Genomic DNA, 23,639 nt, shown 5'->3' on the forward strand with positions numbered 1-23,639 from the left:
CATGGACAGACATGCGCTCGTGACCGGCGCCGGCAGCGGCATCGGCGCGGCAATCGCGCGAAGGCTTGCCCGCGACGGCGCGCGTGTCACGCTGGCGGGCCGGCGGGCCGAGCCGCTGCAAGCGCTGGCGGACGAGCTGGCCGAGGAGATCGGCCACGGCCGCGCCCTCGTTGCCGCCGGCTTTGATGTGACCGACCCGCATGACATCGCGGCCGGCCTCGCCGCCGCGCGCGCCGCCTTCGGCCCGGTTTCGGTCCTTGTCAACAATGCCGGCGAGGCGCCGAGCGCGCCGTTCGAAAAGACCGGCGCCGATCTCTGGGCCAAGGTGATCGACGTCGATCTGACAGGCGTCTTCAACGTCACCCAGGCAGTGCTGCCGGACTTAAAGGCCCATGGCGAGGGCGCGCGCATCATCAATCTCGCCTCCACGGCGGGATTGAAGGGCTACGCCTATGTCTCGGCCTATTGCGCCGCCAAGCATGGCGTCGTCGGGCTCACACGGGCGCTGGCTTTGGAGCTGGCACGCAAGAACATCACCGTCAACGCCGTCTGCCCGGGCTTTACCGACACGCCGATCATCGCGCGCTCGATCGAGGCGATCATGGAAAAGACCGGCCGCAGCCGTGAGGCGACACTCGCCGAATTCACCGCCGCCAATCCGCAAGCGCGCCTGGTGCGTCCGGAGGAGGTGGCCGATGCGGTCGCCTGGCTTGCCGCACCCGGCGCCGGCGCGATCACCGGACAGGCCGTGGCAGTGGCGGGCGGTGAGGTGATGGCGGGATGACGGCCAAGAATCGCGCTGCGCAATGACGCCGCTCAGAGACGAACAGGGAGGCAGAATGCCCTTTACCATTTCCAAGCCGATGCGCTTCGGCGATTGCGACCTCACCGGGATTGCTTATCACCCGGCCTATCTTTCCATGCTGGTGGATGTGAACGAGGCGATGTTCGCCTCCTTCGGCGTGACCTGGAAGGAGATCATGTTCGAGCGCAAGCTCGGCCTTCCGACGGTGACCCTGAACCTCGAATTCAAGAAGCCTGCCATCTACGGCGATGTGCTGGATTTTGCCGTGCATGTGCGCGCCATCGGCCGCGCCTCGCTGGATCTCGAAACGGTGGTCACCGTGCGGGGCGACGTCATCTGGACCGTGCGTCAGCGCATCGTCATGACCTCGCTGGCCGACCACAAATCCCACCCCTGGCCGGAGGATGTCCGCGCCGGTCTTTCGCGTTATCTGGAGCCCTCACATGATGCATGAAATCATCCAGCCGGACGGCTGGGCCAAGCCGATCGGCTATTCCAACGGGATCAGCGCGCGCGGGCGCATCGTTCAGGTCGGCGGCCAGATCGGCTGGGACGAACAATGCCTGTTTCACTCGGATGATTTCGTCGATCAGGTGCGCCAGACGCTCACCAACATCGTCAGCGTGCTGAAGGCAGCCGATGCCAAGCCCGAGCATCTGATCCAGATGACCTGGTACTTCACCGACCGCGAGGCCTATCGCTCGCGGATGAAGGAAATCGGCGCCGTTTATCGCGAAATCATCGGCCGGCATTTTCCGCCCATGGCCGCCGTTCAGGTCGTGGCGCTGATGGAAGACCGCGCCAAGATCGAAATCCAGGCGCTGGCCGTCGTTCCAGACTGAAGCGCTGCTCGCTTGACGCTCTGAAAGACCGAGGAGGAACCACCATGAACAACAAGATCATGCCCGTCATCACCCGAAAGGGCCAGGAAGACACGGGAACGGGCCAGTCCGGCGGCTGCGTTCGCGTCTCCGGCGTCGGGCCGCAGCACACGCCGGCCACCAAGATCTGGTTCGGCAAGGTTTCCAACGATCCGGGCTACCGGTCCTATCCCCATCATCATGGCGAAGCCGAAACCGGCGGCTATGTGCTGAAGGGCAAGGCGCGCATCTATTTCGGCGAGAACTGGCAGGAGTTCCTCGACATGGAGGAAGGCGACTTCATCTTCGTGCCGCCGAACTGGCCGCATATCGAGGTCAACATGTCGACGACGGAAGAGCTGGTCTGGCTGACCACGCGCACGCCGGACAATATCGTCATCAACCTGCCCGATGTCGATGACAGCGTGCTCCAAGGCTTCCGGCGCGCCTGATGAAGCTCCTTCGCCATGGCCCGGCAGGCGCCGAACAGCCTGCTTTCATCGATGCCGATGGCATCATCCGCGACCTCTCCGGCATCATTCCGGATCTGTCGGGCGACGCCTTGAGCGATGCCGGCCTCGACAGGCTGCGCGCGCTCGATCCGAAGAGCCTGCCGGCGATTTCGCCGGAGCGCATCGGCCCCTGCGTCGCCGGCACGTCGAAATTCATCTGCGTCGGCCTGAACTATGCCGACCATGCCAAGGAAACCGGCAAGGCTCCGCCTGACGAGCCGATCCTGTTCATGAAGGCGACGAGCGCGATCATCGGCCCCAACGATCCGGTGGAAATCCCGCGCGGCTCGAAAAAGGCCGATTGGGAAGTCGAACTCGGCGTCGTCATCGGCACCCGCGCCAAATATGTCAGCGAGGCGGATGCGCTCTCTCATGTTGCCGGCTATTGCGTCGTCAACGACGTGTCCGAACGCGCCTTCCAGTCCGAGCGCGGCGGGCAATGGACCAAGGGCAAGAGCCACGACACCTTCGGCCCCACCGGTCCCTGGCTCGTCACGCGCGACGAGGTGGCGGATCCGCAGGCGCTCGCGCTCTGGCTCGATGTCGACGGCGTGCGCCGCCAGACCGGCACGACCGCGACGATGATCTTCGGCGTCGCCCATCTCGTCAGCTATATCAGCCAGTTCATGACGCTGATGCCCGGCGACATCATCGCCACCGGCACGCCGCCCGGCGTCGGCATGGGCATCAAGCCGGAGCCGATCTTCCTCAAGCCCGGGCAGGTGATGACGCTGGGCATCGAGGGCCTTGGCGAGCAGCGCCAGACCACCATCGAAGCGAGGGCCTGACCATGGCCGATCCGAAGGCAGCCACGCTGGAAGGCCGTGTCGCACTCGTCACCGGCGGCGCGCGCGGACAGGGCGAGGCCGAAAGCCGGCTCTTTGCCGCCCACGGCGCGGCGGTGCTGATCGCCGACGTGCTGGCTGAGGAAGGCCGGGCGCTGGCCGAAAGCCTGCGGGCTGAAGGTCGAGAGGCACGCTTTCTCCATCTCGACGTCACCGACGAGAAAAGCTGGGCCGGCGTGGTGGCGGAAGCACGCGCCTGGAAGGGCAGGCTCGACATTCTCGTCAACAATGCCGGCATCATCAACCGCACGCTGATCGCCGACACGCCTCTGGAAGCCTGGGAAAAGGTATTGAAGGTCAACCTGACCGGCGCCTTTCTCGGCATCCAGTCGGTGGCCGGCCTGATGGCGGAGGGCGGCGGCGGGGCGATCGTCAACATCTCCTCCAACAGCGCCTTTTCCGGCCATTATGATCCGGCTTACACGGCCAGCAAGTGGGGCCTGCGCGGCCTCACGCGCAGCGCGGCCATGGAGCTTGCCGGCCGCAACATCCGCGTCAACGCCGTCTGCCCCGGCCTCGTCGTCACGGGCCTCAACGCCTCCAGCCCGCACCTCCAGCCGATGATCGGGATGACGCCGATGAAGCGCAGCGGCAAGCCGGAGGAGATTGCCGAACTCGTGCTGTTCCTCGCCTCCGATGCCTCGAGCTTCATCACCGGGGAGGATTTCGTCATCGATGGAGGCTTTACCGCCGGTGCCGCCTATCGGCGCGTGGCGAGCGAGACCGGCATCATCAAGGACTGAACGAAGGCTTTGTCATGTCTCGATCCGGCGTTTCACGAGCGCCGGATTTTTCATGCGCCGCTCTTCTCGCTGGCTGCCTCATGGCCCGCTGCGCGGCTGCGGCGCATGGCAGCGGCAAGGAAACTGCGCGACAGGCCGTGATAGAGCGGCTCGCTTTGTAACAGGCGCGAGGTGATATAGCCGAGCATGGCAGCGCCCATAATCGCGATGACGCCATCATGATTGCCGGTCATTTCGAGGATGATGACGAAGGCGGTCATTGGGGCCTGCACCACACCGGCAAAATAGCCGGCCATGCCGAGCGTGGCGGCCAGCGTGATGCTGGTGCCGAGCGCCAGGCCGAGACTGCTGCCAAGCCCGGCGCCGACAGCAAGCGACGGGGCGAAAATGCCGCCAGGAATACCCGAGATCATCGACAGAAAGCTCGCGACAAGCTTCTCCAGAAAGAAGAAGGGCGGCAGAGCCTGACCTTCGATGGCGCCGCGCGCCTGCTCATAGCCCGTGCCGAAGGTCGCCCCGCCCGAGACGAGGCCGATCAGCGCGACCAGAAGGCCGCAGCCTGCCGCCAGCATCAGGCTGCGGCGCAGCGGCAGGGGGGCTGCCCAGCGGCGGATGCGCCGGCCGACCGACAGGGCAAAGCCGCTGAAGCCCGCCCCCAGCGCACCGCCAGCCACGCCGCAAACCAGCACCAGAAGCCATTCGCGCACCGTGGCGGGACCGATGGAGGCCAGCCCGAAATAGGTATAGCTGCCGGACAGGCCGAGCGCTGCGAGGCCGGAGAGGATGACGGCGGTGAGAACCAGCCCGTTGGAGCGTGCCTCGTAAGCGCGGCCCATCTCCTCGATCGCGAAGACGATGCCGGCGAGCGGCGTGTTGAAGGCGGCGGCGATACCGGCGGCCGAGCCGGCGAGGATCAGCCCGCGCGCCTGGGCAATGCCGCTGACGCGGGCGACCGCCAGCATGATCGACGCGCCGACCTGCACCGTCGGCCCCTCCCGCCCGATAGAGGCACCGCTTGCCAGGCCGAGAATGGTGAGCAGGATCTTGCCGAAGGCGACCCGCAGCGAGAGCAGCCAGCGCCGATCCTCATCCTCATGCAGGTGCCGCGCGGCGATGGCTTGGGGAATGCCGCTGCCTTGGGAGTTCGGAAAGAAGCGGATGGCCAGAAAAGCCGAGAGCGTGAAGCCGGCCGGCGTGAGAAGCAGCGGGATCAGGAAGCCATGGCTGGTCGAGCCCGTCATGGCGGCAAAGACGTGCTGCGCCCAATCCGCCATCTTGGCAAAGCCGACGCTGACCACACCGATGGCGAGTGCCCCGCACCAGAACACCAGCCGCGGCCGCCACAGGGCCGGAGAAGCCCAGAGCACGCGGGAGCGACGCAGGAGCTTGGACTTGCGGCGGATCGGCGGCATATCACCTCGCATTGCCTTTGATGAGCAGCGGACGTCTTGCGGAGACAGCGACGCCGACATGCGGCGAAAACGGCGTTTCCACGCACACGCCATCAGGCATTCGTCGCGCTCCTGGCGTCTGCCGTGATCGCGGCACAATAAGTCGTGCGCTATGTGCGCCCGGCTCTTCTTTTCGCATTCGCTTGGGCAAGGCAAGGAAAAGATGCAAGCGCTGCCGCGTCAAATCAGGCAGCTGTGGTCCGGCTGACATTGCGCCCCATCGCATGTTGTCCGGGACGAGAACCTTTCGCGCCCGAAAGGGTTAAGGAGGCGGAAAGCCCGACTGTCGAAGCCCTATCGACCTTGGACCGGCGTGCCGCCGCAACGCTTGAAGACCAGACTCAAGGACCCACCGTATGCATCAGGAACCGATCGACAGCTTCGCCGACGCGCTTGAACCGATGACCGAGGATGAGGTCTTCTCGCTGCTGTCACGGCTGGAACGCGACAGTGAGAAGGCCGAGGGCGAAGAGCGCGACGAGGTGATGGCACGGATCACGCTGGTGACGGAAGAGATCGAGCGGCGCTATCCCGGTCAGGTTCTTGCGCCCTATCGCGCCTGGAAGAGCCGCGATCCGCTCGCCTGAGGTGTCCATGAGCCTTGCGGCGAGCACTCGTCAGTGTCCCTCCAGAAGCGGCCAGAAGCCATATTTGCGCCCATGCACCTGCTTCAGCTTGGCCTCATAGGCGGCATGGGGCTCCATGCGCGCCTGTGTGTAGGCCTCGGGCGGGATCACGCCGTCGAGATGGCGTAGGGCGATCAAATGACGCGCGCCATGGCCATAGGCGGCGCTACGGGATTTGTTCAGGATATCATCGAGAAGCGCGCGATAGAGCACGGCAGAGGCCAGAGGCTGGCTCTCTTCCAGCAGTTCCGCCGCTGACGCCAGAAGCTCGTAGAAGCCGCCGTCCCAGCGGCCGCGATGGGCCAGTACGAGGGCAGCCGCATGATCGAGCCTGGGCCAGCGAAGGAAGAAGCTGAGCGCGCCATAGGGGGATTTGACCTTGCTCACAAAGGCAAAAGCCTTGTCCAGCGCTTCGAATTCCTCGAAATCGCCGAGCGCGGCGATATAGCCGCGCAGCGGCTCGGGTTCCAGCGTCTCCTCGAAGCATGTCCAGCGCAGCGCCTGGGCAGCCGGCTTGTCACCCAGCGCGGTGAGGATGTTCGCTTCCAACGCCACACGGTCCAGCCGCTCGGCAATGATAGGTCCGGCGCCATTGGCCAGATCCTCGCGGCGCATGATCCTCACCCGTCCGTCTTCGGGTTTGCGCAGCCAATCCAGCGCCTCTTGAAAGCGACCGGCATCGTAGAGCATCCTGGCGACAGACAGCCGATCCTGAAGGGTAGGCGACTTCTGCGCCTCCAGCGCCACGAGCCCGTCCAGATCGTCGCGCGCGCGGGCGATGATCTGGCGCGCGGTCAGAAGCCGATCGATCAGCCGGGACTTGAAGAATTCGTGCTCGAAGCGCCCTCCTTTGCGCCGCCGAATTTCCTTTGTCTGGCCTTCAAGCTGGCGGTCCCATTGAAGAAGGGCCGCCTCGGGCAGATGCCGGGCAATGGCTGTGAGAATGAGGAGCAGATAGTTGTCTTCATCGTCCTCCAGCCGCGCCATGATCCGGTCAGGCAGAAGCAACCGGTCGGCCTCATCGAGGCGTTCGGTCAGCGGGACCAGGGCATCCACGGCATTCTGATAGAGATCGTCGATCAGGCCGCTGCCGTCCTCCAGCCTTTCGAAGACGACGCCGTTCGTGGCGATGAACCGTAAGAGGCGGTCGACAGCAAGCGGGGCGGACAGCGGCGCCAGTTCGCCATCGATCATCCGGAGAATGGACTGAAGATCCTGTGCGAAGGTTTTCGTGCGCCGCCAGCTGACACGAGAACGGGCCTTTTCCAGAGCGGCGAGCCTCTGATCGATCAGCTTGGTCACCGCCTCAGGCCCCTTGGCGCCAGCAAGCGCGGCTGACACGATCCGACGGAAGACCTGATCGGACTCGGCCTGGACAACGATCAGCGCCGCCAGCTTTTCCGCGCCCAGCTTGCACAGCGCCTCGCTGTTGACCACAGGCTTGCGTGCCACCAAAGCTCTCCCACGCTCACACGTTGACGCGCCCGGTCTGCCATTCTCGCGCATGAGGCGCAAGACGCCGCTGCCGTGGTGGGGGCGAAATCAAAACAGATCGGCTTTATCGGCGCAGTCTTACCGAAGGGCGACTTGATGGAATCCTTTTCCAATAAATTGGAAGAAAGAGAAATAAATAAACTCTATAATCAAAGTGGCTTACTCTAGCATAGTCCTTGCATCGCGCGGCAACGGCGCCGCCATCAAGGAGAGCAAACGCATGCTGGCAATCGCGAGACGGACATTCGGCGCAGGCTTTCTGGCGCTCGGCCTTGCTCTCGGGTTCACTGCGGCTCCGCTCTGTTCGCTGGACGCGCAAGCTGCCGCGCTGACGGAGCTGAAAATCGGCTATCAAAAGACCGGCCTGCCGGTCGTCGCCCGCCAGCAGCAGGTGGTGGAAAAAGCACTGTCGTCCGAGGGCGTTACGGTGCGGTGGGTAGAGTTCGCGGCCGGTCCGCCGCTGGTCGAGGCGCTCAATGTCGGCTCCATCGATCTCGGCTGGACGGGCGATGCGCCGCCGATCTTCGGCCAGGCCGCAGGCGCCGCCATCACCTATGTCGCGGCGCTGCCGTCCAATGGCGCGGGCGAAGCCGTGTTCGTCAAGCCCGACTCCGATATCAAGACCCTGGCTGATCTCAAGGGCCGCAAGGTCGGCGTCGGCAAGGGCACGAGCGCACATAACCTGCTGGTCGCAGCGCTTGAAAAGGCCGGCGTGGACTTCAAGGACATCAACCCGGTCTATCTGGGTCCGGCCGATGCCGCTGCCGCCTTCGCCTCCGACAAGATCGAGGCCTGGGCGGTCTGGGATCCCTTCTTCGCCGTGGCCGAGACGCGCTATACGCCGCGCGTGCTGGCCACCACGGACAAGACCGTGGATGTGCGGACCTATTTCCTCGCCAATCGCGGCTTTGCCGCCGAGCACCCGAAGGAAATCGTGGCCACGCTCGGCGCATTGAAGGAGGCTGCCGCCTGGGCGGACGCCAACCGCGACAAGGTCGCAGAAGCGCTGCACGAGGTAACCGGCGTGCCGCTGGAGGCACAGACACTGGCCGCAAACCGCACGAAATTTGCTATCGAACCGCTGACGCCCGAAATCGTCGCAGGCCAGCAGGTCACGGCCGATCGCTTCTTTCGCCTTGGCCTGATCCCCAAGAAGATCACGGTTGCCGATGCCGTCTGGACGCCACCCGCCGGCAATTGAGCGCAAACAGCGTCGCGGGCAAGACCCGACATCTTCTTGTCCGCCTCAGCCGCCAGGCAAACGCCCTGACCTGTCCGACGAAAGCCCATAGCCATGCAGAAGACCGGCCGATCCTTTCTCAACAATGTTACGGGCTGGATCCTGCCCGTGCTGATCCTGATTGCCTGGGAGGCAGCCTCGCGCATCGGGCTGATTTCGCCCAACGTTCTGGCCGCGCCATCGGCCGTGGCCGAGGCCTTCTGGCGGCTTCTGCTGTCGGGCGAACTCCTGCAAAACATCTGGATCAGCACCTTGCGCGCGCTGTCCGGCTTCGCCATCGGCGGCGCTATCGGCCTGGTGCTCGGGCTTGCCAACGGGCTCTCCAGCCTGTCGCGCAATCTCACCGATACGACGCTGCAGATGGTGCGCAACATTCCGCATCTGGCGCTGATCCCGCTTGTCATCCTCTGGTTCGGCATCGATGAAGAAGCCAAGCTGTTTCTGGTGGCGCTCGGCGTGTTCTTCCCCGTCTATGTCAACACACTGCTCGGCATCCAGAGCGTCGATCCGCAGCTGGTGGAGATGGGCCGGGTCTATGGCATGTCGCGCTCTGCTTTGTTCTTCCGGGTCATCCTGCCGGGCGCTCTGCCCTCCATCTTCGTGGGCCTGCGCTATGCGCTGGGGATCATGTGGCTGACGCTGATCGTGGCGGAAACCATCGCTGCCTCTTCGGGCCTCGGCTACATGGCCATGCAGGCACGCGAATTCCTGCTGCTCGACGTCGTCGTCCTGTCGATCCTGATCTATGCACTGCTCGGCAAGCTCGCCGACAGTCTGGCCCGGCTCCTCGAACGCCAGTTCCTGCAGTGGCACCCGGCCTTCCAACCCGCCTGAGCCTAAGCCCCATCCTGATCACCGCCATGCCCGCCTTTCACGCCTTGCCCGGAGCCCGCCCATGACTGTCATCAGCTTCACCCAGCCTGCGGAGCGCGCGCGTTATCAAGAAGGCGCAGGCGCGCAGGCTGTCCCGGACTCTAAACCTAAAGTGCCACGGGAAACTGCGCCGGCGGCCCGCGCTGCTACGGAGCCGGCCGCCAAGACGGCCCTGTCGCTGCGCGGTGTCTCCCGACGCTTCGGCGAAAAGGAGGTGCTGAAAGGCATCGACCTCGATATTCCCGAAGGCCAGTTCGTCGCCATCATCGGCAAGAGCGGCTGCGGCAAGAGCACGCTCCTGCGGCTGATTGCCGGGCTGGATGACCCAAGTTCCGGCAAACTGACATTGGGCACGGATGGGCATGCGCACCGCACGCGCATCATGTTTCAGGAGCCGCGCCTTTTGCCTTGGGCACGGGTGGCGGATAATGTCGCCGTCGGCCTGACCGGCCTTTCAAAGGGCGCCGAGGCGCGCGAAACGGCACTGTCGCTGCTTGCCGAAGTGGGCCTGAAGGACCGTGCCGATGAGTGGCCAGCCGTGCTGTCCGGCGGCCAGCGTCAGCGCGTGGCTTTGGCCCGCGCGCTGGCCGCCAAACCCTATCTTCTGGCACTGGATGAACCGCTCGGCGCGCTGGACGCGCTGACGCGAATCGAGATGCAGGCGCTCTTGGAGCGCATCTGGCGCCAGGAGGGTTTTACTGCCGTTCTCGTCACCCATGATGTCGCCGAGGCCTTGGCGCTGGCCGACCGGGTGATCGTCATCGACAAGGGCGCAGTTTCGCTGGATCTCGCCATCGCCCTGCCCCGTCCCCGCCGCCACGGCAGCGCCGATGTCGCCGCCCTGGAAGGCCGCATCCTCGCCGCGCTATTCGATGAGCAGGACGCCTGACAAAGCAGCTGCTCGGTGCCAGCGCCTCGAAAAAGGCGCTGGCTTCGGTGGCATGATCCCCGCGCCTATGTGAACGAACGGGTTCGAAGGATGAGGTGACGGTGTCTTGCCCCTTCGCCGACGGCGTCTAAGCAGCCTGATGCAGCCGTAGCGTGAACATTGGACCACGGCTTGCGCGGTGCAGTGCCTTGGCGGCGGCAAGAACCGCCAGGTCGATCAGAGGCTCCACCAGAACCACGCTCATATAGGCCAGCCCGAACGAGCCGATGGCGGCCAGATTGCTGATCTGAAACCCGTGGCCATAGAGCGCCCAGAAGGCCACCCAGGCAACAATGCCGCCCTGATAGGCGACCGAGAGCGCAAGGGCCTGGCGATATCGAAGATCGACATAGGCCGTGCGCGCCGGCACGATCCGCTCAGCCAGAAGGCTGATGCCCCAAAGTGGCACCAAAAGGGTGGTGACGTTCATCCCATATTGCGGCAGGTCGAAGGGTGCGAAGAAGAGCCCTTGGACGAGAAGGCCGGCGGCCAGGCCGATGGCCGCTGCGCCGGCGCCGAACAGCAGCAACAGCGTCGAGCCGAGAATCAGATGCACCTCGGAGACGCCGACCGGATGATGCGGCAGCACCTCGAAGAAGCAAAAGACCAGGGCCGTCGTCGCAAGGCTGCGCAGCGCAAGCGCCGGCGCCCCTTCGCGGCGCCAGGTGTCACGCGCCATTTTCGCCGTGAGAACAAGCGCGCCCGCTGCCGTGGCATAGCTCAACAGGATCTTGGCGCCGTCGACGACGCCGGGTTCGATATGCATGATAAGACCTCCCCGCGCCCACCGCGCGGCTGGTTTGCTGGATCGGGGCCTCCCCGATCAACGGAAAGGCCCGGCTTCAGATGGCAGGTCTCCTGGCTCGCGGGTCGTCACGTCATCCGCCTTCCCGGCTTTGGCCAGTGGCTTGAAGGATGTCGTTCTCCGCTCACAGTTGCGGGGGCAGCCGCGGTCTCGGTCCCCTCCAGGGGGTCGTCCTCACCGCATTCCCTTTTCATCCGGCAGCACCTCACGGCCGCCAGAACCATCTGGTGCCAGCTAAGCGCCGAGTCCACGGCAAGCGCAAGGGGGGCCTCAGCGCCCGGCGAGTTTTTCCAGCATGCGCGTGCGGCCTCAAACCATGACCATGTTTCCGCACCAAGGTCGGAGTTCGAGCCCATCCCGATGTTCGATACGACGACGATCAGCCGCTCGTCAGGCTATGCCTGTGCGCGCGCCACCAGGCATTTTCAGCCGGCGAATAGCCCAGAAGAATGCCTTCAATCTCTTCGCAATCATCGTTCCAGACGCCACGACGCATCTGATCGTGCAGCTGCATCGCCATGGCCACGCGCCAATCCTCGCCTGAAGGATAATAATAAAGCTCAGTCATTGATGAGATAATCGGTGCTACGGTTGTTCATCGACATCAGACCGACCAATCGTTCTAAACCCTCGCCTTTACCGATGGCCGAGCGGCAGACCGAAGCTATTGCAGGATCGTGTCAGCCGCTGCACATGCGCGGAAATTTGTCGCATTGCTTGCGTGGCCTTGCATGGTAGAGCAGATGATATCAAGGCTTCGACCCACGGCATGGTGCCTTACTGCGACCGGCTTCGTTCACGTCTCTTTAAGCGGGGGACGTCGCGGCGCAGCGGCCTTTGAGAGAAACAGGACGGTGGCGAATGCCGCAAGGAAGGCTGACAGGCGGGCTGGCATGGCGCATCCTCTGCGCCATCGCGCTCCTGTGCGTCGGCCTGGCCCATAAGCTTCCACCCGCCTTTGCCGAAAGCACCATTCCGCCGGGCGAACGCGCGCTCTATCTCCTGCCGGATGGAAGCCTGCCGGCCCTTTGTGTCGAGGGTGTCCGGCATACATCCCATGACGTCGACCATGATCGCACGACGCCCTGCGAGGCCTGCCGGTTGAGCGCCGCGATTCTTCTGCCCGTGTCGGAAAGCGCGAACGGTCTTGTCTTCCGTAGCGCGGAGACCGCGCGCATGGCGCCGCGTCCGGCCCGCCTCACGCTCAGGCGTCTGGTGCCGCCCGACGCGAGACCACGCGCGCCGCCTGTCCTTCTGTCGATTTAAAGGCCAAGCGGACCAAGCGCATGCGGCGCGGCCACACGTCTTGCAGCATGATGTGGAAGCATCTTGCCATGTCGTTCAACGCGCCGATGTCACCATCCGCAGATCTTGACGGGCTCAGGCAAGCTCCGCCTATCGGTTGGGGGACCTTTGCTACAGCCCATGCCCTCATCCCAGCCGCAACACACCGCTGCAGCCCTTTTGCGCACGTGCGCCGATCCGTGCAGCCCCACCATTCTTCTGGAGTTTCTGATGATCCCTTCCCGTCTTCGTGCAGCCTTCGCCGCGCTCGCCTTCGCCGCAGGCGGCCTGACTGGCACCGTTATGGTCACGCCCGCCTTCGCCCATCATTTCGAGCTTGGCGATCTCCTGATCGAGCATCCCTATGCCCGCGCCATGCTGCCCGGCGCCAAGGTGGGCGGCGGCTATCTTGCCGTCGTCAACAAGGGGACAGCGGCCGACCGGTTGCTGGGCGCCACTTCGCCCGCCGCGCAGAGCGTGCAGATCCATGAGATGAAGATGGATGGCGGGGTCATGCAGATGCGCGAGATCAAGGACGGCCTGCCCGTAGCAGCGGGCGGCAAGCTGGAGCTGAAGCCCGGGGGCTATCACTTGATGTTCGTCAACCCGAAGACGCCGTTCAAGGAAGGCGAGATGGTCAAGGCCACCCTGAGCTTTGAGAAGGCGGGCACGGTCGAGGTCGAATTCCTGGTCGGACCTGCGGCAGGCGACATGTCCAGCATGAAGCACGAGGACCACGCGCAATGACGCTGTCTCCCCTGGCAAAGCTCGCCGCCGCCGCCACCAGCCTGTTCGTGGCGGCGCTGGTGGGTGTGATGATCTGGGTGGCGGCCGACGATGTCCGTCCGGGCCGCTTTCAGGCGCGCTTCAATCTGGTGGACGATCGCGGCGCCAAGGTGGATGAGACCATCTTCCATCACGCGCCGTCGCTCGTCTATTTCGGTTATACCCATTGCCCTGAGGTGTGCCCGACCACGCTATTCGAGATGGCGGGCTGGCTGCGCGACCTCGGACCGGAGGCGAAGGACCTGCAGGCCCTGTTCTTCACCGTCGATCCGGAGCGCGACACACCCGACATCATGCATGGCTACGTCACCGCCTTTACCGATCGCATCACCGGCGTTACGGGCGATGCAGGCGAAATGCGCAAGGTGGTGGAGGGCTGGATGGCCCATGCCGCCAAACTGCCGGGCGATGTGGACGATTATCATATGAGCCACACCACCTCGCTGCTTTTGATCGGCGCCGATGGGCGGCTGAAGGACATGATCGCCTATGGCACCGAAAAGGAGGATGCCCTGTCCAGGATCCGCAGCCTGCTGCGCCAGTCCGGCATGGCGCGCGTTGAGGCCAAGACCGGCAATGCCGGCTGAGAACACGGGCGCTTGGCGCGAGGTAAAAACCTGCTTCCGCTTTCGGCCCTGCTGTTAACGTCCAAGCAGCCGGCGCGCCGTGCCCTCATCGGTGATCAGCCCGTTCAGGCTGTGACTGTGAAGCACGGCGCGGATCGCCTCGGTCTTGGCCTGGCCGCCGGCGATCGCCACGATCCGATCCTTCCGTCCCTCGGAAAAACGGGCGGCCAGCGTGCGCTGGGAGACGGTGGTGTCGAGCATCCGGCCGTGACGGTCGAAGAAATGGCCGAGCATCTCGCCAACGCCGCCGCGCCGGGAGACATCGTCGATTTCGTCCTTCTCCAGCATGCCGGACTGGAAGAGCCTGGCGGCATAATCCACCGTCCCGATGCCGACCAATTTAAGGTCGGCGCTTTCGGCCAGGCGAAAGACCTCGCGCACGCCTTTCTGCGCCAGCAGAACCTCTCGGTCTTCCTCCGTATTGGCGAAGAAGGGAACGGGCATCACGTAGGCCTGCGCCCCGGTCTTCTCGGCGATGCGGTGCATGACGTCATAGGGATTGGCGGCATAATTGCGCGTGAGACCGCCGAGCAGCGAGACGAATTTGGTCGCGCCGGCGGAGATCCTCGGCAGGATGTGGACGGCTGCCGACAGCGTGCTGCCATGGCCGAGACCGATGACCGCATGCTCGCCCCGCTCGATCTCGCGCCGCAGAAAACTGCCGCCCAGCTGGCCGAGCGCGATCAGCGCTTGCGGATCGTCATCCAGCTCCGGCGCGACCTCGCAAAAAGCAAGGCCATAGGTCTCGGCAAGCGCGGCTTCCAGCGCGGCGCATTCGGCGATTTCCCCATCGATGCTGACCTTCACGACGCCATCGGCCACGGCCCGCGCGATCAGCCGATGCGCCTTGACGGAGGGCACGCCAAGCTTCTTGGCAACTGCCGATTGCGTCAGCCCGCCGACATAATGCAGCCAAGCCGCGCGCACGGCGAGCGACTGTTCGTCATCTGTCATTGCAGCGGTTTCCCCCTCTTGGCCTGCCCACGCAACCCTGACCCGTCACCGGCGATCCGTATCCTCGAAATCGAAATCATCCTCGATCACGAAACCCGGCGGACGCTCGCGACCGTGTCGAATAGCGAAGATCAGGATCTCATCCGTGCGCTTTCCGATCTCTGGAAACATGCTGAGGCTCTGCCGCAGGCGTTTGAGGTCATCGGCAAATTGCTGCGCAGCCTTCCTGCTGCCTGCTCTCAGATATTTTGCCTCTCGCCTGACATAGTCGATGGCGAAAGGCGAAAGGACGACTTTCAAGCAGCCGCTCCTTTTGCAATTGCCTCGACCTCATCAATGATCGCATCGAGTTCCGTGCCCTTGCCGGCGTCGAGATCACGCTTAGCCTGCGCCAGCTCGATGATTTCGCGCCCTTCGGAGGCGAGATAGGCTTTCAAAGCCCGGACGAAAACCCAGCTCCGGCTCCGATTGCTGATCGCAGCGATCTCCTCGATTTCAGTCAGAACGTCCACTGGCAGGCGCATGGTGATGGGATCCGACAGCGCGCGGTCTGACATGGTTTTTTCCTCCATTTGTAATACGGGGGAAGGATAGGCCATCCCTCTGAGGGGGTCAAATCGGCGACATAGGAAACCAGGCGTTTTGCCACCCGGCCGGCCCGGCGACGCTACACCTTCAAATCCGCCGCCCCTGTTTCGGTATGCGGCGCCCAGAAGGCCACGCTTTCGGCGATCTGTTCCACCACCTGCCGGTCGTTGGGCTCGCGCTCCTTGAAGGAGAGTTCGAGGCAGATCTCGTTATTCTCAGCCCCACCCGCAGCGAAGGCTTCGAGAAGCTGGGCCGGCTGGATGCGGCCGCGGGCGTTGAATTCAGCCGTGAAAGGCCGGTGGCCGCCCTTGTCCATCAGGCTCTGCTTGATGTGGATGATCGGCGAGACCTTTGGCACGGCGCGGGCCCAGCCATAGGGGTCGTAGTCATCCGGGTTGGTCGAGGTGACGTCGCCATGGTCGATATCGGCCATCATCCACATCGGCACGGCCATGTTCGCCGCCGTCAGCCGCTCTTGAAGCGACAGGCTGCTCTCGATCGTCTCGCCAAACTCGCGGCCGATGCTCATCGGCTCCCAGAACACATAGGAGAGGCCGGCGGCCTTGGCATGCTCGGCCACCTCGGCCCAGCAGTCGATGGCGATCTTGATCAGATCCTCGCGCCTGACGGGATCGTCATAGTCGCGATAGGTGAAAATGGCGAATTGCGTGCCGACCGACTGACCGCCGAGATCGCCGATGATATCGGCGAAGGTACGGAACCAGTCGACGTAATAGCGGCGGACATCGCGGTCGGGATGGCCGAAATGGTTGAGCCGGCCATAGGGGCCGGTCATGCCGGAGGTCACGCGCACGCCAGTGCGCTGCAGCGCCGCGCCCATCTGCCGCGTCAGGCGGCGGATCACCGGTGCTGGCCAGCTCGGATTGATGAATTCATGGGTGAGCTGGAGATCGCGCAGCTTCAAATCGCGTGCCACCATCTCGATCAGATCGTCCGGATCGGCGAAGCGATTGACCAGCGGATTGGTATTGAGCGAGAGCGTGAGCGCCATGTCGGTCTCCGGGGTGATAGCTGGATGCAGATGGAATTGCCGGCTTCGTTAAGAGACGAATGGCCGGCGGATCAATTGATTCAACAAGATCGAGACGCAGACTACCGCCGGCCTTGACCGTATCGCAATTGAGAGACATATTCGGTCTAACTTGAGGATGCGAACTGTCGCGCGGGAGCTGTGACCAATGGCCGCCAATGAGCGTAGGACACAATCGACGATGCTTCATATCCGGATCGAGGATGATCTGCGGGAGGACGCCGCAGCCGTCTTCTCCTCGCTCGGCCTGTCGATGTCGGAAGCGGTGCGCCTTTTTCTTCACCGGGCCGTTGCAAGCCAGGGGCTGCCGCTTGAACTGAAGGTTCCCAATGCGGCGACGCGCTCGGCTTTGCGCGAGGCGCGGGAGATGCGCAAGGCCCGTCGGGCGCGCTTCGCTACGCCCGAAGCGCTTGTTGCCGATCTGAACACCCGCGAGAATTCGGACTGAGCCAGCCGTCGAGGGCAGTGCGTGAAAAAAGCCAGCACCGACCGCAGGCCCCCCCTGTCGAGAGCCTCCGACTATACCTGCGAGTTCAAGAAGGACTGGGCGCGCGACAACAAAGCGGGCAAGGCCGACATGAACCGCGTGATCGAGCTGATGACGCTGATCATCCTGAAAAAGCCGCTCGGCGCTGAATGGTCCGATCATGAACTATCCGGTCGAGATTGGAAGGGGGCGCGAGAGGCGCATATTGGGGGCGACTTTCTTCTGATCTACCAATGCGACGACAACGTCGTTGAATTCGTCCGTCTCGGCACGCATTCGGAACTTTTCGGCCGGTAAAGCCGCCCCCCTTCTATCACGCCGCCTGCGCCAGCTCCGCATCGAACCAGTCGGCAAAGGCGGCTTGCTGCGCCGGGCTCATGCGCAGGCGTTCCTTGGTGCGGCGCCAGGTGATGTCCTCGGCCGTCCGGGCCCACTCCTTGGCGACGAGATAGCGGGCTTCGGCTTCATAAAGATGGCCGCCGAAATGCCGGCCCAGCCCTTCGAGCGAAGTCGCCGCGCCGACAATGTCGCGGGTGCGGGCGCCATAGAGCCTGCCGTAATGATTGGCGAGATCGCGCGGCATCCAGGGATAGGCTTGGCGCAGCGTCTCGAAGAAGGCGACGTAATCGGCATTGGGAATGTCGCCGCCCGGCAGCGGGCTTGCCGATGTCCAGTCCGGGCCCATAGCGGGAAAAGTCTTGGCCAGGCGCTGCAGCGCATGTTCGGAGAGCTTGCGGAAGGTGGTGATCTTGCCGCCGAAGACATTGAGCAGCGGCGCGCCGCCGGTCTCGTCAAGATCGAAGACATAGTCGCGGGTCACGGCAGAGGGGTTGCCCTTGCCGTCGTCGAAGAGTGGGCGCACGCCGGAAAAGGTTTCCAGGACATCGCTGCGGCGCAGCTTCTCCTTGAAATAGCGGTTCACGGCGGACAGCAGGTAGTCGATCTCACGCTCGTCGGCGGCGACCTGTTCGGGCGCCCCCTCATAGGGAATGTCGGTGGTGCCGATCAGCGCCTTGTCACCCTCATAGGGGTTGATGAAGATCACGCGCTTGTCGTGGTTCTGCACGAGATAGGCATGCTCGCCGCGCCAGAATTTCGGCACGATGATATGGCTGCCCTTGACGAGGCGCACCGAGCGCGCGCTGTTGGCACCCGCCACCCGGCCGATCACGTCATTGACCCAGGGGCCGGCGGCATTGGCCACGGCGCGGGCCTTCACGCGCGTCGTCGCGCCATCGCGGGTGTCGCGCAGATCGATGGTCCACAATCCGTTGTCGCGGCGGATCGAGGTGCAGGCGGTGCGCGTCAGGATGCGGGCGCCGCGCTCGGCCGCATCAAGCGCATTGAGCACCACGAGCCGGGCGTCATCGACCCAACAGTCGGAATATTCGAAGCCTTTGACATAGGCGTTATCGATCACCGCGCCCTCGGGATCGCGCCTGAGATCGAGCGCGCGGGTGCCGGGCAGGCGCTTGCGGCCGCCGAGATGATCATAGAGGAACAGGCCGAGCCGCACGAGCCAGGCCGGCCGGTCAGTCGGGCTATGCGGCAGCACGAAGCGCATGGGCCAGATGATATGGCTCGCCGTGTTCAGCAGCACCTCGCGCTCGATCAGCGCTTCGCGCACGAGGCGGAATTCGTAATATTCGAGATAACGCAGACCACCATGGACAAGCTTGCCGGAGCGCGAGGAGGTGCCCTCGGCGAGATCCCCCTTCTCGCACATCATCACCTTCAGCCCGCGGCCGGCCGCATCACGCGCGATGCCCGCGCCATTGATGCCGCCGCCGATCACGAAAAGGTCGTAGGTCTCGCTGTCCATCATCCATCTCCTCAGAACGGCGCGGCGGTCATGTTAACGCGCGCGGGCCTCCTGCCTATATCTTGGCGCCCGCCTCACGCGGGCATCGGGTCAAAAGCCGCTGGCCGTCGGCAGCCCCTGCGCAGGTGCCGATGCACGGGCGGAAAGCGTCTCCCAACTGGGCGCTATGCCATCGCGGATCTGGCGATAGGCGGCGTAAAGCCGGTCCATCCGGGCTATATCCGCCTCGTCAGGCGCCTCTGCCTGGCCGAGACCTGGGGTAACCCAGTCGGCGATACAGGCATCCATGGTCGGATAGACGCCGATGGCGACCGCCGCCATCATCGAGGCGCCGGCCGCGCCCGCTTCCTCACGATGGCTTACGCGCAATGGCGCGCCGACAGAGGCGGAAAGTGTCCGGCGCAGCGCGACCGAGCGCGCCGCACCGCCGCTCAAGCGCAGCTCCGGCGGCAGTTCGCCCATGGCGGCATAACAATCGCGCGTGGCGAGCCCCAGCCCCTCGACCACCGCGCGGACCAGATCGGGAAAGCGGTGGCGCACGGAGAGGCCGCTGAAATTGGCGCGAGCCCGCGCATCGACGAAGGGGCCGCGCTCGCCGGCCTCGGAAATATAAGGATGGTAGATCAGATTGCCCGGCCGCGAAGCCGCCATCCAGGGATCGATCCGGGCGATCATCTCCGTAAGCGACACCGAATGGCCGAACTCGGCCATCAGATCGGCCCCCATCTGCAAAAGCCAGTCGAGATTGATTGTCGCGCCCATATTGGTCTGCACCTGGGTAACGATGCCGGGAATCGGCAGGCAGATGACATAGCCAGTACCCTCCGCATTCAGCACCACATCGTCCACCGCCTTGGCCCGCATGTGCACGCCGGTGGAGCCGATGGCCGAGCAGGCGGCGTTTTCGCCGCCGCTGCGCACGCCGGCGCCAAGCGCCGTCATGACCATATCGACATAGCCGAGACAGACGGGCGTTCCGGGCTTGAGGCCGCAAGCGGCAGCCGCCTCCACGCTCAGTGGATGCAGCGTCTCGGTCCCCTCGATCACCTCGGGCAGCAGGGCGCGGCGATGGTGCAGACCCAAGGTAGCCAGCACCGTGTCGTCATAACGACGCGTGCGGAAATTGCCGAAGGTGAAGCTGACCTCGGAGGGATCGGTGGCGCGCACCCCCGTGAGGTTCAGATAGAGCCAGTCCTTGCAATGCAGCGCCACCTCTGCGCGATCGAGGAGTTCAGGCGCGAAGCGATCCATATGCGCCATCTGCGCGCCCTGCTGGCAGGTATTGAGACCCGTGCCGGTCGCCTCGAAACGGGCGCGTTCCGTGGGTGATCCGGCCAGACGGTCCACCGCGGGCGCGGCGCGCGCATCTAGCCAGAGCCAGGCATCGCCGACAGGCTGGTTGCCGGAGCCGACCAGCCAGGTACCGTCGCCCTGCCCCGTCACCGCAATTGCGGCGACGCGGGCGGCAAGGTTCTCCACCCGCTCACCAAGCCCCTTCAGCGCGGCCAGGCAATCCGCCCAGGTTTGAGCGAGCGATTGCGTCGCCGAGCCATCGTCGCCTGTATGATAGGCATTGCGCACCGAGGCGCTCGCCAGCTGGCGGCCATCGAGCGTGAAGGCCACCGCCTTCATCACCGACGTGCCGGCATCGATGCCGATGATCAGGTCGCCCATCTCAGCCACGATGTGCCCCCGACCGCCCCGCCAGAACGCGCACCATCGGCACCGCGATCTCCTGTGTCATCTCATGCCTCCCGACTGCCCGTTCTATGCGGTGCCTTGCCCTCGATCCACGGCCTGAAAAGCCAGGCACCGGCGGCGCGACCTGTCTGAGACCAGCGGCATCTCCTCCCGCCCGCCCCAAATCGCCTTCGCACCACGGATCCAAGAGTCGCCCTGTGATTAGGATCGAATTTATATCACAGTTCTATCATTTGTATCGGAAAATTTTTCTCGCTCTGCATTTTTTTTCAGATATGATCGATGACAACGGTCTGAGAGTTGACTCGTGAGCGTCATGTTGACCTCACATAGACGGCGGGCTCGCTTGCCGGGCTTTTAGCCGAGGCGGGGAATGCCGATCGATAAAAAATTATCGGATTGCGCTTATTAATCAGCACGATGTTATGCCTACTCGACGTCCATTCACCTCTTCGCCGATGCAAAAACTCTTCGCAGACGCGCTTCGGCGCTGCAAAAATTGTGACTAAGGCCATGTTCGACGGCAACTCTCGGAAAGTGGATAGTTTAACAAAGGATGCAAAAAGGCCGTTGACAGGCTGCGATATCTTACCATAGCCTAGCCAACATATATCACACACCTACCGCCATGCGGAGGGTGAGATCAGGCAGCTGGAGGAGAACCGCTGCCAGAGACGGAGGATCCACCATGTACCATCAAGGCTTGCCCGACATGGCAAACGTCTTTCAGTGACCGCACGCTGACCATCGCCGACTGCGTCGCGCGGTTCCTAAACTCTTCTCTGCTGGCGGCATGGCCTCGGGCGCTGTCGCTTTGCCACGCGGGCCAATCCGGCTCGCTGCCATGCTTTTTAATTCAAGGTCACAGCCTATGACGGACAGTCTCAAAACCGCCTCGCCGCCCCCGGCCCGCAGCCTGCGCCTTATCGGTGCCGTGGCGCTGGTCGCGCTGGTTGCCGCCATGGCCTATGACACGAAGATCGTCACCATCGGCTCGGAGCATGATGTGCGCGAGCAGGGCTTTTCGGCCGAGGCCTATGGCGCCAAGACCTTCCCCGAGGTCAAGGCCGATATCGAAAAGCGCGCCGTCAATGCTGTCGAGCTTGCCCAAGCGATCGCCGCCGACAAGCAGGCGGCGGCGGAGAAATATGGTGTGGCGGGCGGCACGGGCCCGGTCATGCCTGTCACTTTCACCGGCACGGTTGGCGAGCGCAAGGCGAACTTCAATGTCGTCGCCGTCGAGGGCCTGCCGCCGGAGCTGACCGTACGGGTTCAGACCGGGCCGGCGTTGAACGGCACTGATCTGCGCGATGCCACCGGCACGATTTCCTTCGGCCAGTTCACCAACCAGATCGAGTATCAGGACGCCGGCTCGGCGCTCAACAATGAGGTGAAGAAGCAGGTGCTCGCCGGCATCGATCCCACAGCATTGACCGGCAAGACTGTGACTGTCACCGGCGTCTTCCGCCTGGTCAATCCGAAGAGCTGGATCGTTACGCCCGTGAGGTTCGAGGTCAAATGAGCATGGCCGCTGACAAGACGGGCGAGGTCGTGCTCGCCGCCCGCGATATCGCCAAGTCCTATGGCTCGATCCACGCGCTGAAGGGCGTCAATTTCGACATCCACCACGGTCAGGTTACAACGCTGTTCGGCGAGAACGGCGCGGGCAAGTCGACCCTGATGAAGATCCTGTCCGGCGTGGTCAAACCCACATCGGGCGAGATCATCCTCGACGGCGCGCCCGTCATGTTCGCGTCATCCTCCCAAGCACGCGATCATGGCATTTCCATCATCCACCAGGAGCTCAGCCTCGCGCCGAACATGAACGTGCGCGACAATATCTTCATGGGCCGTGAGATCCGTGGGCCCGCCGGCGTCGATTTCGCCGAGGAAGAGCGACAGACCCGGCTTTTGATGGAGGAACTGGAAGAGGATATCGATCCGCTGACCCCGGTCGAAGAACTCCGTCTGGGCCAGCAGCAGATCGTGGAAATCGCCCGCGCCCTTTCGGTCAATTCACGCATCCTGATCATGGACGAACCAACCTCGGCGCTCAGCGCCTCCGAGGTGGAGGTTCTGTTCAAGGTGATCGGCGACCTGAAGGCGCGCGGCGTCTCGATCGTCTACATCTCCCATCATCTGGAAGAGGCGCTGCAGATCACCGATCACGCCGTGGTGCTGCGAGACGGCGCCATGACGGCCTATGCCGACCGCGCGGCCATCGATCTCGAATGGATCGTGCGCCATATGGTCGGCGAGAATTTCGATCTCGGCTCCCCGCCTTCAGGCTATGCCAAAGGTCCGGTCGCCCTGTCGATCGAGAACCTCACGGTGCGCGACCGCCAGGCCGATTACAATGTCGTGGACAATCTTTCGCTTGATGTCCGCGAAGGCGAGATCGTCTGCATTTACGGCCTGATGGGTGCTGGGCGCACCGAGCTTCTGGAAAGCGTCGCCGGGCGGCTGAAGCCCGCCTCGGGCCGTGTGCGCCTGAAGGGCCGCGATATCACCGGCCGCTCCATTGCCGGGTGCATCGGCGAAGGCCTGGTGCTGGTGCCGGAAGACAGGCAGCGCGACGGGCTGGTGCAGACCATGACGGTTGGCCGCAATCTGTCGCTGGCCAGCATCGGCAGCTTCACCCGGGGCCTCTTCACTTCGTCCACGCGCGAGACGGCTCTGGTCGATGGCGCGATCCGCAATGTGCATATCAAGACCGATGGCGGCGGCTCGGCGATCGGTGCGCTGTCGGGCGGCAATCAGCAGAAGGTGGTGATCGGCAAGATGCTTGCGACCGACCCGGAGGTGATCCTGCTCGACGAGCCCTCGCGCGGCATCGATATCGGCGCCAAGGCGGAGGTGTTCAAGCTTCTGGCCGAGCGCGCCCGCAAGGGGCTCGCGGTCGTCTACACGACCTCCGAAGTCGGCGAATGCCTGAGCATTGCCCATCGCATCCTGGTGATGCGGCGCGGGCGCATCGCCGCCGAATTCGGGCCGGACGCCAACAAGGAAGAGATCATGGCCGCCTCGGGCGAGGCCGTGGTTGCCCATCCCTGACAAAAGCACGGCCGCGGCGGCAGAACCAAGCCGCCGGCCGCAGAGAAAACGACTTTGACGCGCCGGTGCGGTTCTTGCGATCGCCGGAGACGCTTCAGATGCGC

General features: G+C 64.0%; 27 protein-coding genes and 1 riboswitch. Of the genes, 17 read left to right on the plus strand and 10 right to left on the minus strand.

The features are described 5' to 3' along the window. The first annotated feature begins 1 nt into the window (after position 1). Genes BMX61_RS07890 through BMX61_RS07915 form a run of 6 tightly spaced genes read left to right on the plus strand, consistent with a single transcriptional unit; the run spans position 2 to position 3,765 of the window. On the plus strand, positions 2-784 hold the full coding sequence (locus tag BMX61_RS07890; protein ID WP_075626367.1) for an SDR family NAD(P)-dependent oxidoreductase: 783 nt from the start codon (positions 2-4) through the stop codon (positions 782-784). Between the two features lie 55 nt (positions 785-839). Then, positions 840-1,259, plus strand: coding sequence for an acyl-CoA thioesterase (locus tag BMX61_RS07895; protein ID WP_075626366.1), 420 nt, complete (start codon positions 840-842; stop codon positions 1,257-1,259). Then, positions 1,252-1,647 (plus strand): RidA family protein, encoded by a 396-nt coding sequence (locus BMX61_RS07900; RefSeq protein ID WP_075626403.1) that lies wholly within the window; start codon positions 1,252-1,254, stop codon positions 1,645-1,647. Before BMX61_RS07895 ends, BMX61_RS07900 begins: the two co-directional genes overlap by 8 nt. A gap of 44 nt (positions 1,648-1,691) precedes the next feature. Then, positions 1,692-2,117, plus strand: a complete 426-nt coding sequence (locus BMX61_RS07905) for a cupin domain-containing protein (protein ID WP_075626365.1) — start codon at positions 1,692-1,694, stop codon at positions 2,115-2,117. Beyond that, positions 2,117-2,965: a fumarylacetoacetate hydrolase family protein gene (locus BMX61_RS07910; RefSeq protein WP_075626364.1), complete on the plus strand. Its 849-nt coding sequence runs from the start codon at positions 2,117-2,119 to the stop codon at positions 2,963-2,965. The genes BMX61_RS07905 and BMX61_RS07910 overlap by 1 nt, the downstream gene beginning before the upstream one ends. Positions 2,966-2,967: 2 nt before the next feature. After that, complete coding sequence (locus BMX61_RS07915) at positions 2,968-3,765, plus strand: SDR family NAD(P)-dependent oxidoreductase (RefSeq protein ID WP_075626363.1); 798 nt, start codon at positions 2,968-2,970, stop codon at positions 3,763-3,765. A gap of 50 nt (positions 3,766-3,815) precedes the next feature. Here BMX61_RS07915 and BMX61_RS07920 read toward each other — a convergent pair whose 3' ends face one another. Next, positions 3,816-5,177 (minus strand): chloride channel protein, encoded by a 1,362-nt coding sequence (locus tag BMX61_RS07920; protein ID WP_075626362.1) that lies wholly within the window; start codon positions 5,175-5,177, stop codon positions 3,816-3,818. Positions 5,178-5,572: 395 nt separating this feature from the next. On the opposite strand from BMX61_RS07920, the gene BMX61_RS07925 reads away from it, so the two are divergent. Next, the gene (locus BMX61_RS07925; RefSeq protein WP_075626361.1) at positions 5,573-5,803 is read left to right on the plus strand and encodes a hypothetical protein; all 231 of its coding nucleotides are present in this window, start codon (positions 5,573-5,575) and stop codon (positions 5,801-5,803) included. 30 nt (positions 5,804-5,833) lie between these two features. Here the strand turns inward: BMX61_RS07925 and BMX61_RS07930 are convergent, their stop codons facing one another. After that, entirely contained in the window at positions 5,834-7,294 is a 1,461-nt protein-coding gene (locus tag BMX61_RS07930; protein WP_092742447.1) for a DUF6880 family protein, read from the minus strand. A gap of 262 nt (positions 7,295-7,556) precedes the next feature. Between BMX61_RS07930 and BMX61_RS07935 the strand changes: the two genes are divergently transcribed. The 3 genes from BMX61_RS07935 to BMX61_RS07945 all read left to right on the plus strand — a co-directional run bounded on the left by BMX61_RS07935 (position 7,557) and on the right by BMX61_RS07945 (position 10,338). Continuing rightward, positions 7,557-8,537, plus strand: coding sequence for a sulfonate ABC transporter substrate-binding protein (locus BMX61_RS07935; protein WP_075626359.1), 981 nt, complete (start codon positions 7,557-7,559; stop codon positions 8,535-8,537). A gap of 93 nt (positions 8,538-8,630) precedes the next feature. Beyond that, positions 8,631-9,410, plus strand: coding sequence for an aliphatic sulfonate ABC transporter permease SsuC (gene ssuC, locus BMX61_RS07940; RefSeq protein WP_075626358.1), 780 nt, complete (start codon positions 8,631-8,633; stop codon positions 9,408-9,410). Positions 9,411-9,471: 61 nt separating this feature from the next. Beyond that, positions 9,472-10,338 carry an ATP-binding cassette domain-containing protein gene (locus BMX61_RS07945; protein ID WP_075626357.1) on the plus strand — a complete coding sequence of 289 codons (867 nt, stop codon included), beginning with the start codon at positions 9,472-9,474 and terminating at the stop codon, positions 10,336-10,338. 127 nt (positions 10,339-10,465) lie between these two features. Here BMX61_RS07945 and BMX61_RS07950 read toward each other — a convergent pair whose 3' ends face one another. Together BMX61_RS07950 and BMX61_RS07955 are read right to left on the minus strand one after the other, a co-directional pair. Continuing rightward, a complete protein-coding gene (locus tag BMX61_RS07950; RefSeq protein WP_075626356.1) occupies positions 10,466-11,143 on the minus strand; it encodes an energy-coupling factor ABC transporter permease in 678 nt (225 codons plus the stop codon). Between the two features lie 65 nt (positions 11,144-11,208). After that, positions 11,209-11,422: riboswitch (cobalamin riboswitch) on the minus strand. A 139-nt stretch (positions 11,423-11,561) separates the two neighbouring features. Beyond that, positions 11,562-11,750 (minus strand): hypothetical protein, encoded by a 189-nt coding sequence (locus tag BMX61_RS07955; RefSeq protein ID WP_075626355.1) that lies wholly within the window; start codon positions 11,748-11,750, stop codon positions 11,562-11,564. 293 nt (positions 11,751-12,043) lie between these two features. Here BMX61_RS07955 and BMX61_RS07960 point away from each other — a divergent pair, with 293 nt between their 5' ends. The 3 genes from BMX61_RS07960 (at position 12,044) to BMX61_RS07970 (ending at position 13,839) form a co-directional block, all read left to right on the plus strand. Beyond that, positions 12,044-12,448 (plus strand): hypothetical protein, encoded by a 405-nt coding sequence (locus BMX61_RS07960; protein ID WP_075626354.1) that lies wholly within the window; start codon positions 12,044-12,046, stop codon positions 12,446-12,448. A 249-nt stretch (positions 12,449-12,697) separates the two neighbouring features. Next, a complete protein-coding gene (locus tag BMX61_RS07965; RefSeq protein ID WP_075626353.1) occupies positions 12,698-13,213 on the plus strand; it encodes a copper chaperone PCu(A)C in 516 nt (171 codons plus the stop codon). Beyond that, positions 13,210-13,839 carry an SCO family protein gene (locus BMX61_RS07970; RefSeq protein ID WP_075626352.1) on the plus strand — a complete coding sequence of 210 codons (630 nt, stop codon included), beginning with the start codon at positions 13,210-13,212 and terminating at the stop codon, positions 13,837-13,839. The genes BMX61_RS07965 and BMX61_RS07970 overlap by 4 nt, the downstream gene beginning before the upstream one ends. Before the next feature lie 54 nt (positions 13,840-13,893). Here the strand turns inward: BMX61_RS07970 and BMX61_RS07975 are convergent, their stop codons facing one another. From BMX61_RS07975 to BMX61_RS07990, 4 genes are all read right to left on the minus strand, one after another. Beyond that, a complete protein-coding gene (locus BMX61_RS07975; protein WP_075626351.1) occupies positions 13,894-14,832 on the minus strand; it encodes a sugar-binding transcriptional regulator in 939 nt (312 codons plus the stop codon). Between the two features lie 45 nt (positions 14,833-14,877). Continuing rightward, positions 14,878-15,132, minus strand: a complete 255-nt coding sequence (locus tag BMX61_RS07980) for a hypothetical protein (protein ID WP_075626350.1) — start codon at positions 15,130-15,132, stop codon at positions 14,878-14,880. Beyond that, positions 15,129-15,389, minus strand: coding sequence for a CopG family ribbon-helix-helix protein (locus BMX61_RS07985; protein WP_075626402.1), 261 nt, complete (start codon positions 15,387-15,389; stop codon positions 15,129-15,131). The genes BMX61_RS07980 and BMX61_RS07985 overlap by 4 nt, the downstream gene beginning before the upstream one ends. A 110-nt stretch (positions 15,390-15,499) precedes the next feature. Beyond that, positions 15,500-16,432, minus strand: coding sequence for a sugar phosphate isomerase/epimerase family protein (locus BMX61_RS07990; protein WP_075626349.1), 933 nt, complete (start codon positions 16,430-16,432; stop codon positions 15,500-15,502). 220 nt (positions 16,433-16,652) lie between these two features. On the opposite strand from BMX61_RS07990, the gene BMX61_RS07995 reads away from it, so the two are divergent. Both BMX61_RS07995 and BMX61_RS08000 read left to right on the plus strand, forming a co-directional pair. After that, complete coding sequence (locus tag BMX61_RS07995; protein ID WP_075626348.1) at positions 16,653-16,919, plus strand: type II toxin-antitoxin system RelB/DinJ family antitoxin; 267 nt, start codon at positions 16,653-16,655, stop codon at positions 16,917-16,919. Between the two features lie 21 nt (positions 16,920-16,940). Then, complete coding sequence (locus BMX61_RS08000) at positions 16,941-17,255, plus strand: type II toxin-antitoxin system YafQ family toxin (protein ID WP_075626347.1); 315 nt, start codon at positions 16,941-16,943, stop codon at positions 17,253-17,255. Between the two features lie 16 nt (positions 17,256-17,271). On the opposite strand, the gene BMX61_RS08005 is transcribed toward BMX61_RS08000, so the two are convergent. Then, positions 17,272-18,783: a glycerol-3-phosphate dehydrogenase gene (locus BMX61_RS08005; RefSeq protein ID WP_075626346.1), complete on the minus strand. Its 1,512-nt coding sequence runs from the start codon at positions 18,781-18,783 to the stop codon at positions 17,272-17,274. Between the two features lie 87 nt (positions 18,784-18,870). Further along, positions 18,871-20,454, minus strand: coding sequence for an FGGY-family carbohydrate kinase (locus tag BMX61_RS08010; RefSeq protein ID WP_075626345.1), 1,584 nt, complete (start codon positions 20,452-20,454; stop codon positions 18,871-18,873). An 898-nt stretch (positions 20,455-21,352) separates the two neighbouring features. Here BMX61_RS08010 and BMX61_RS08015 point away from each other — a divergent pair. Both BMX61_RS08015 and BMX61_RS08020 read left to right on the plus strand, forming a co-directional pair. Continuing rightward, positions 21,353-22,003 (plus strand): DUF2291 domain-containing protein, encoded by a 651-nt coding sequence (locus BMX61_RS08015; protein ID WP_075626344.1) that lies wholly within the window; start codon positions 21,353-21,355, stop codon positions 22,001-22,003. Next, positions 22,000-23,535, plus strand: coding sequence for a sugar ABC transporter ATP-binding protein (locus BMX61_RS08020; protein ID WP_075626343.1), 1,536 nt, complete (start codon positions 22,000-22,002; stop codon positions 23,533-23,535). Before BMX61_RS08015 ends, BMX61_RS08020 begins: the two co-directional genes overlap by 4 nt. The last annotated feature ends 104 nt before the right edge of the window (positions 23,536-23,639 follow it).

This window comes from Xaviernesmea oryzae (assembly GCF_900109605.1).
Lineage (GTDB): Bacteria > Pseudomonadota > Alphaproteobacteria > Rhizobiales > Rhizobiaceae > Xaviernesmea > Xaviernesmea oryzae.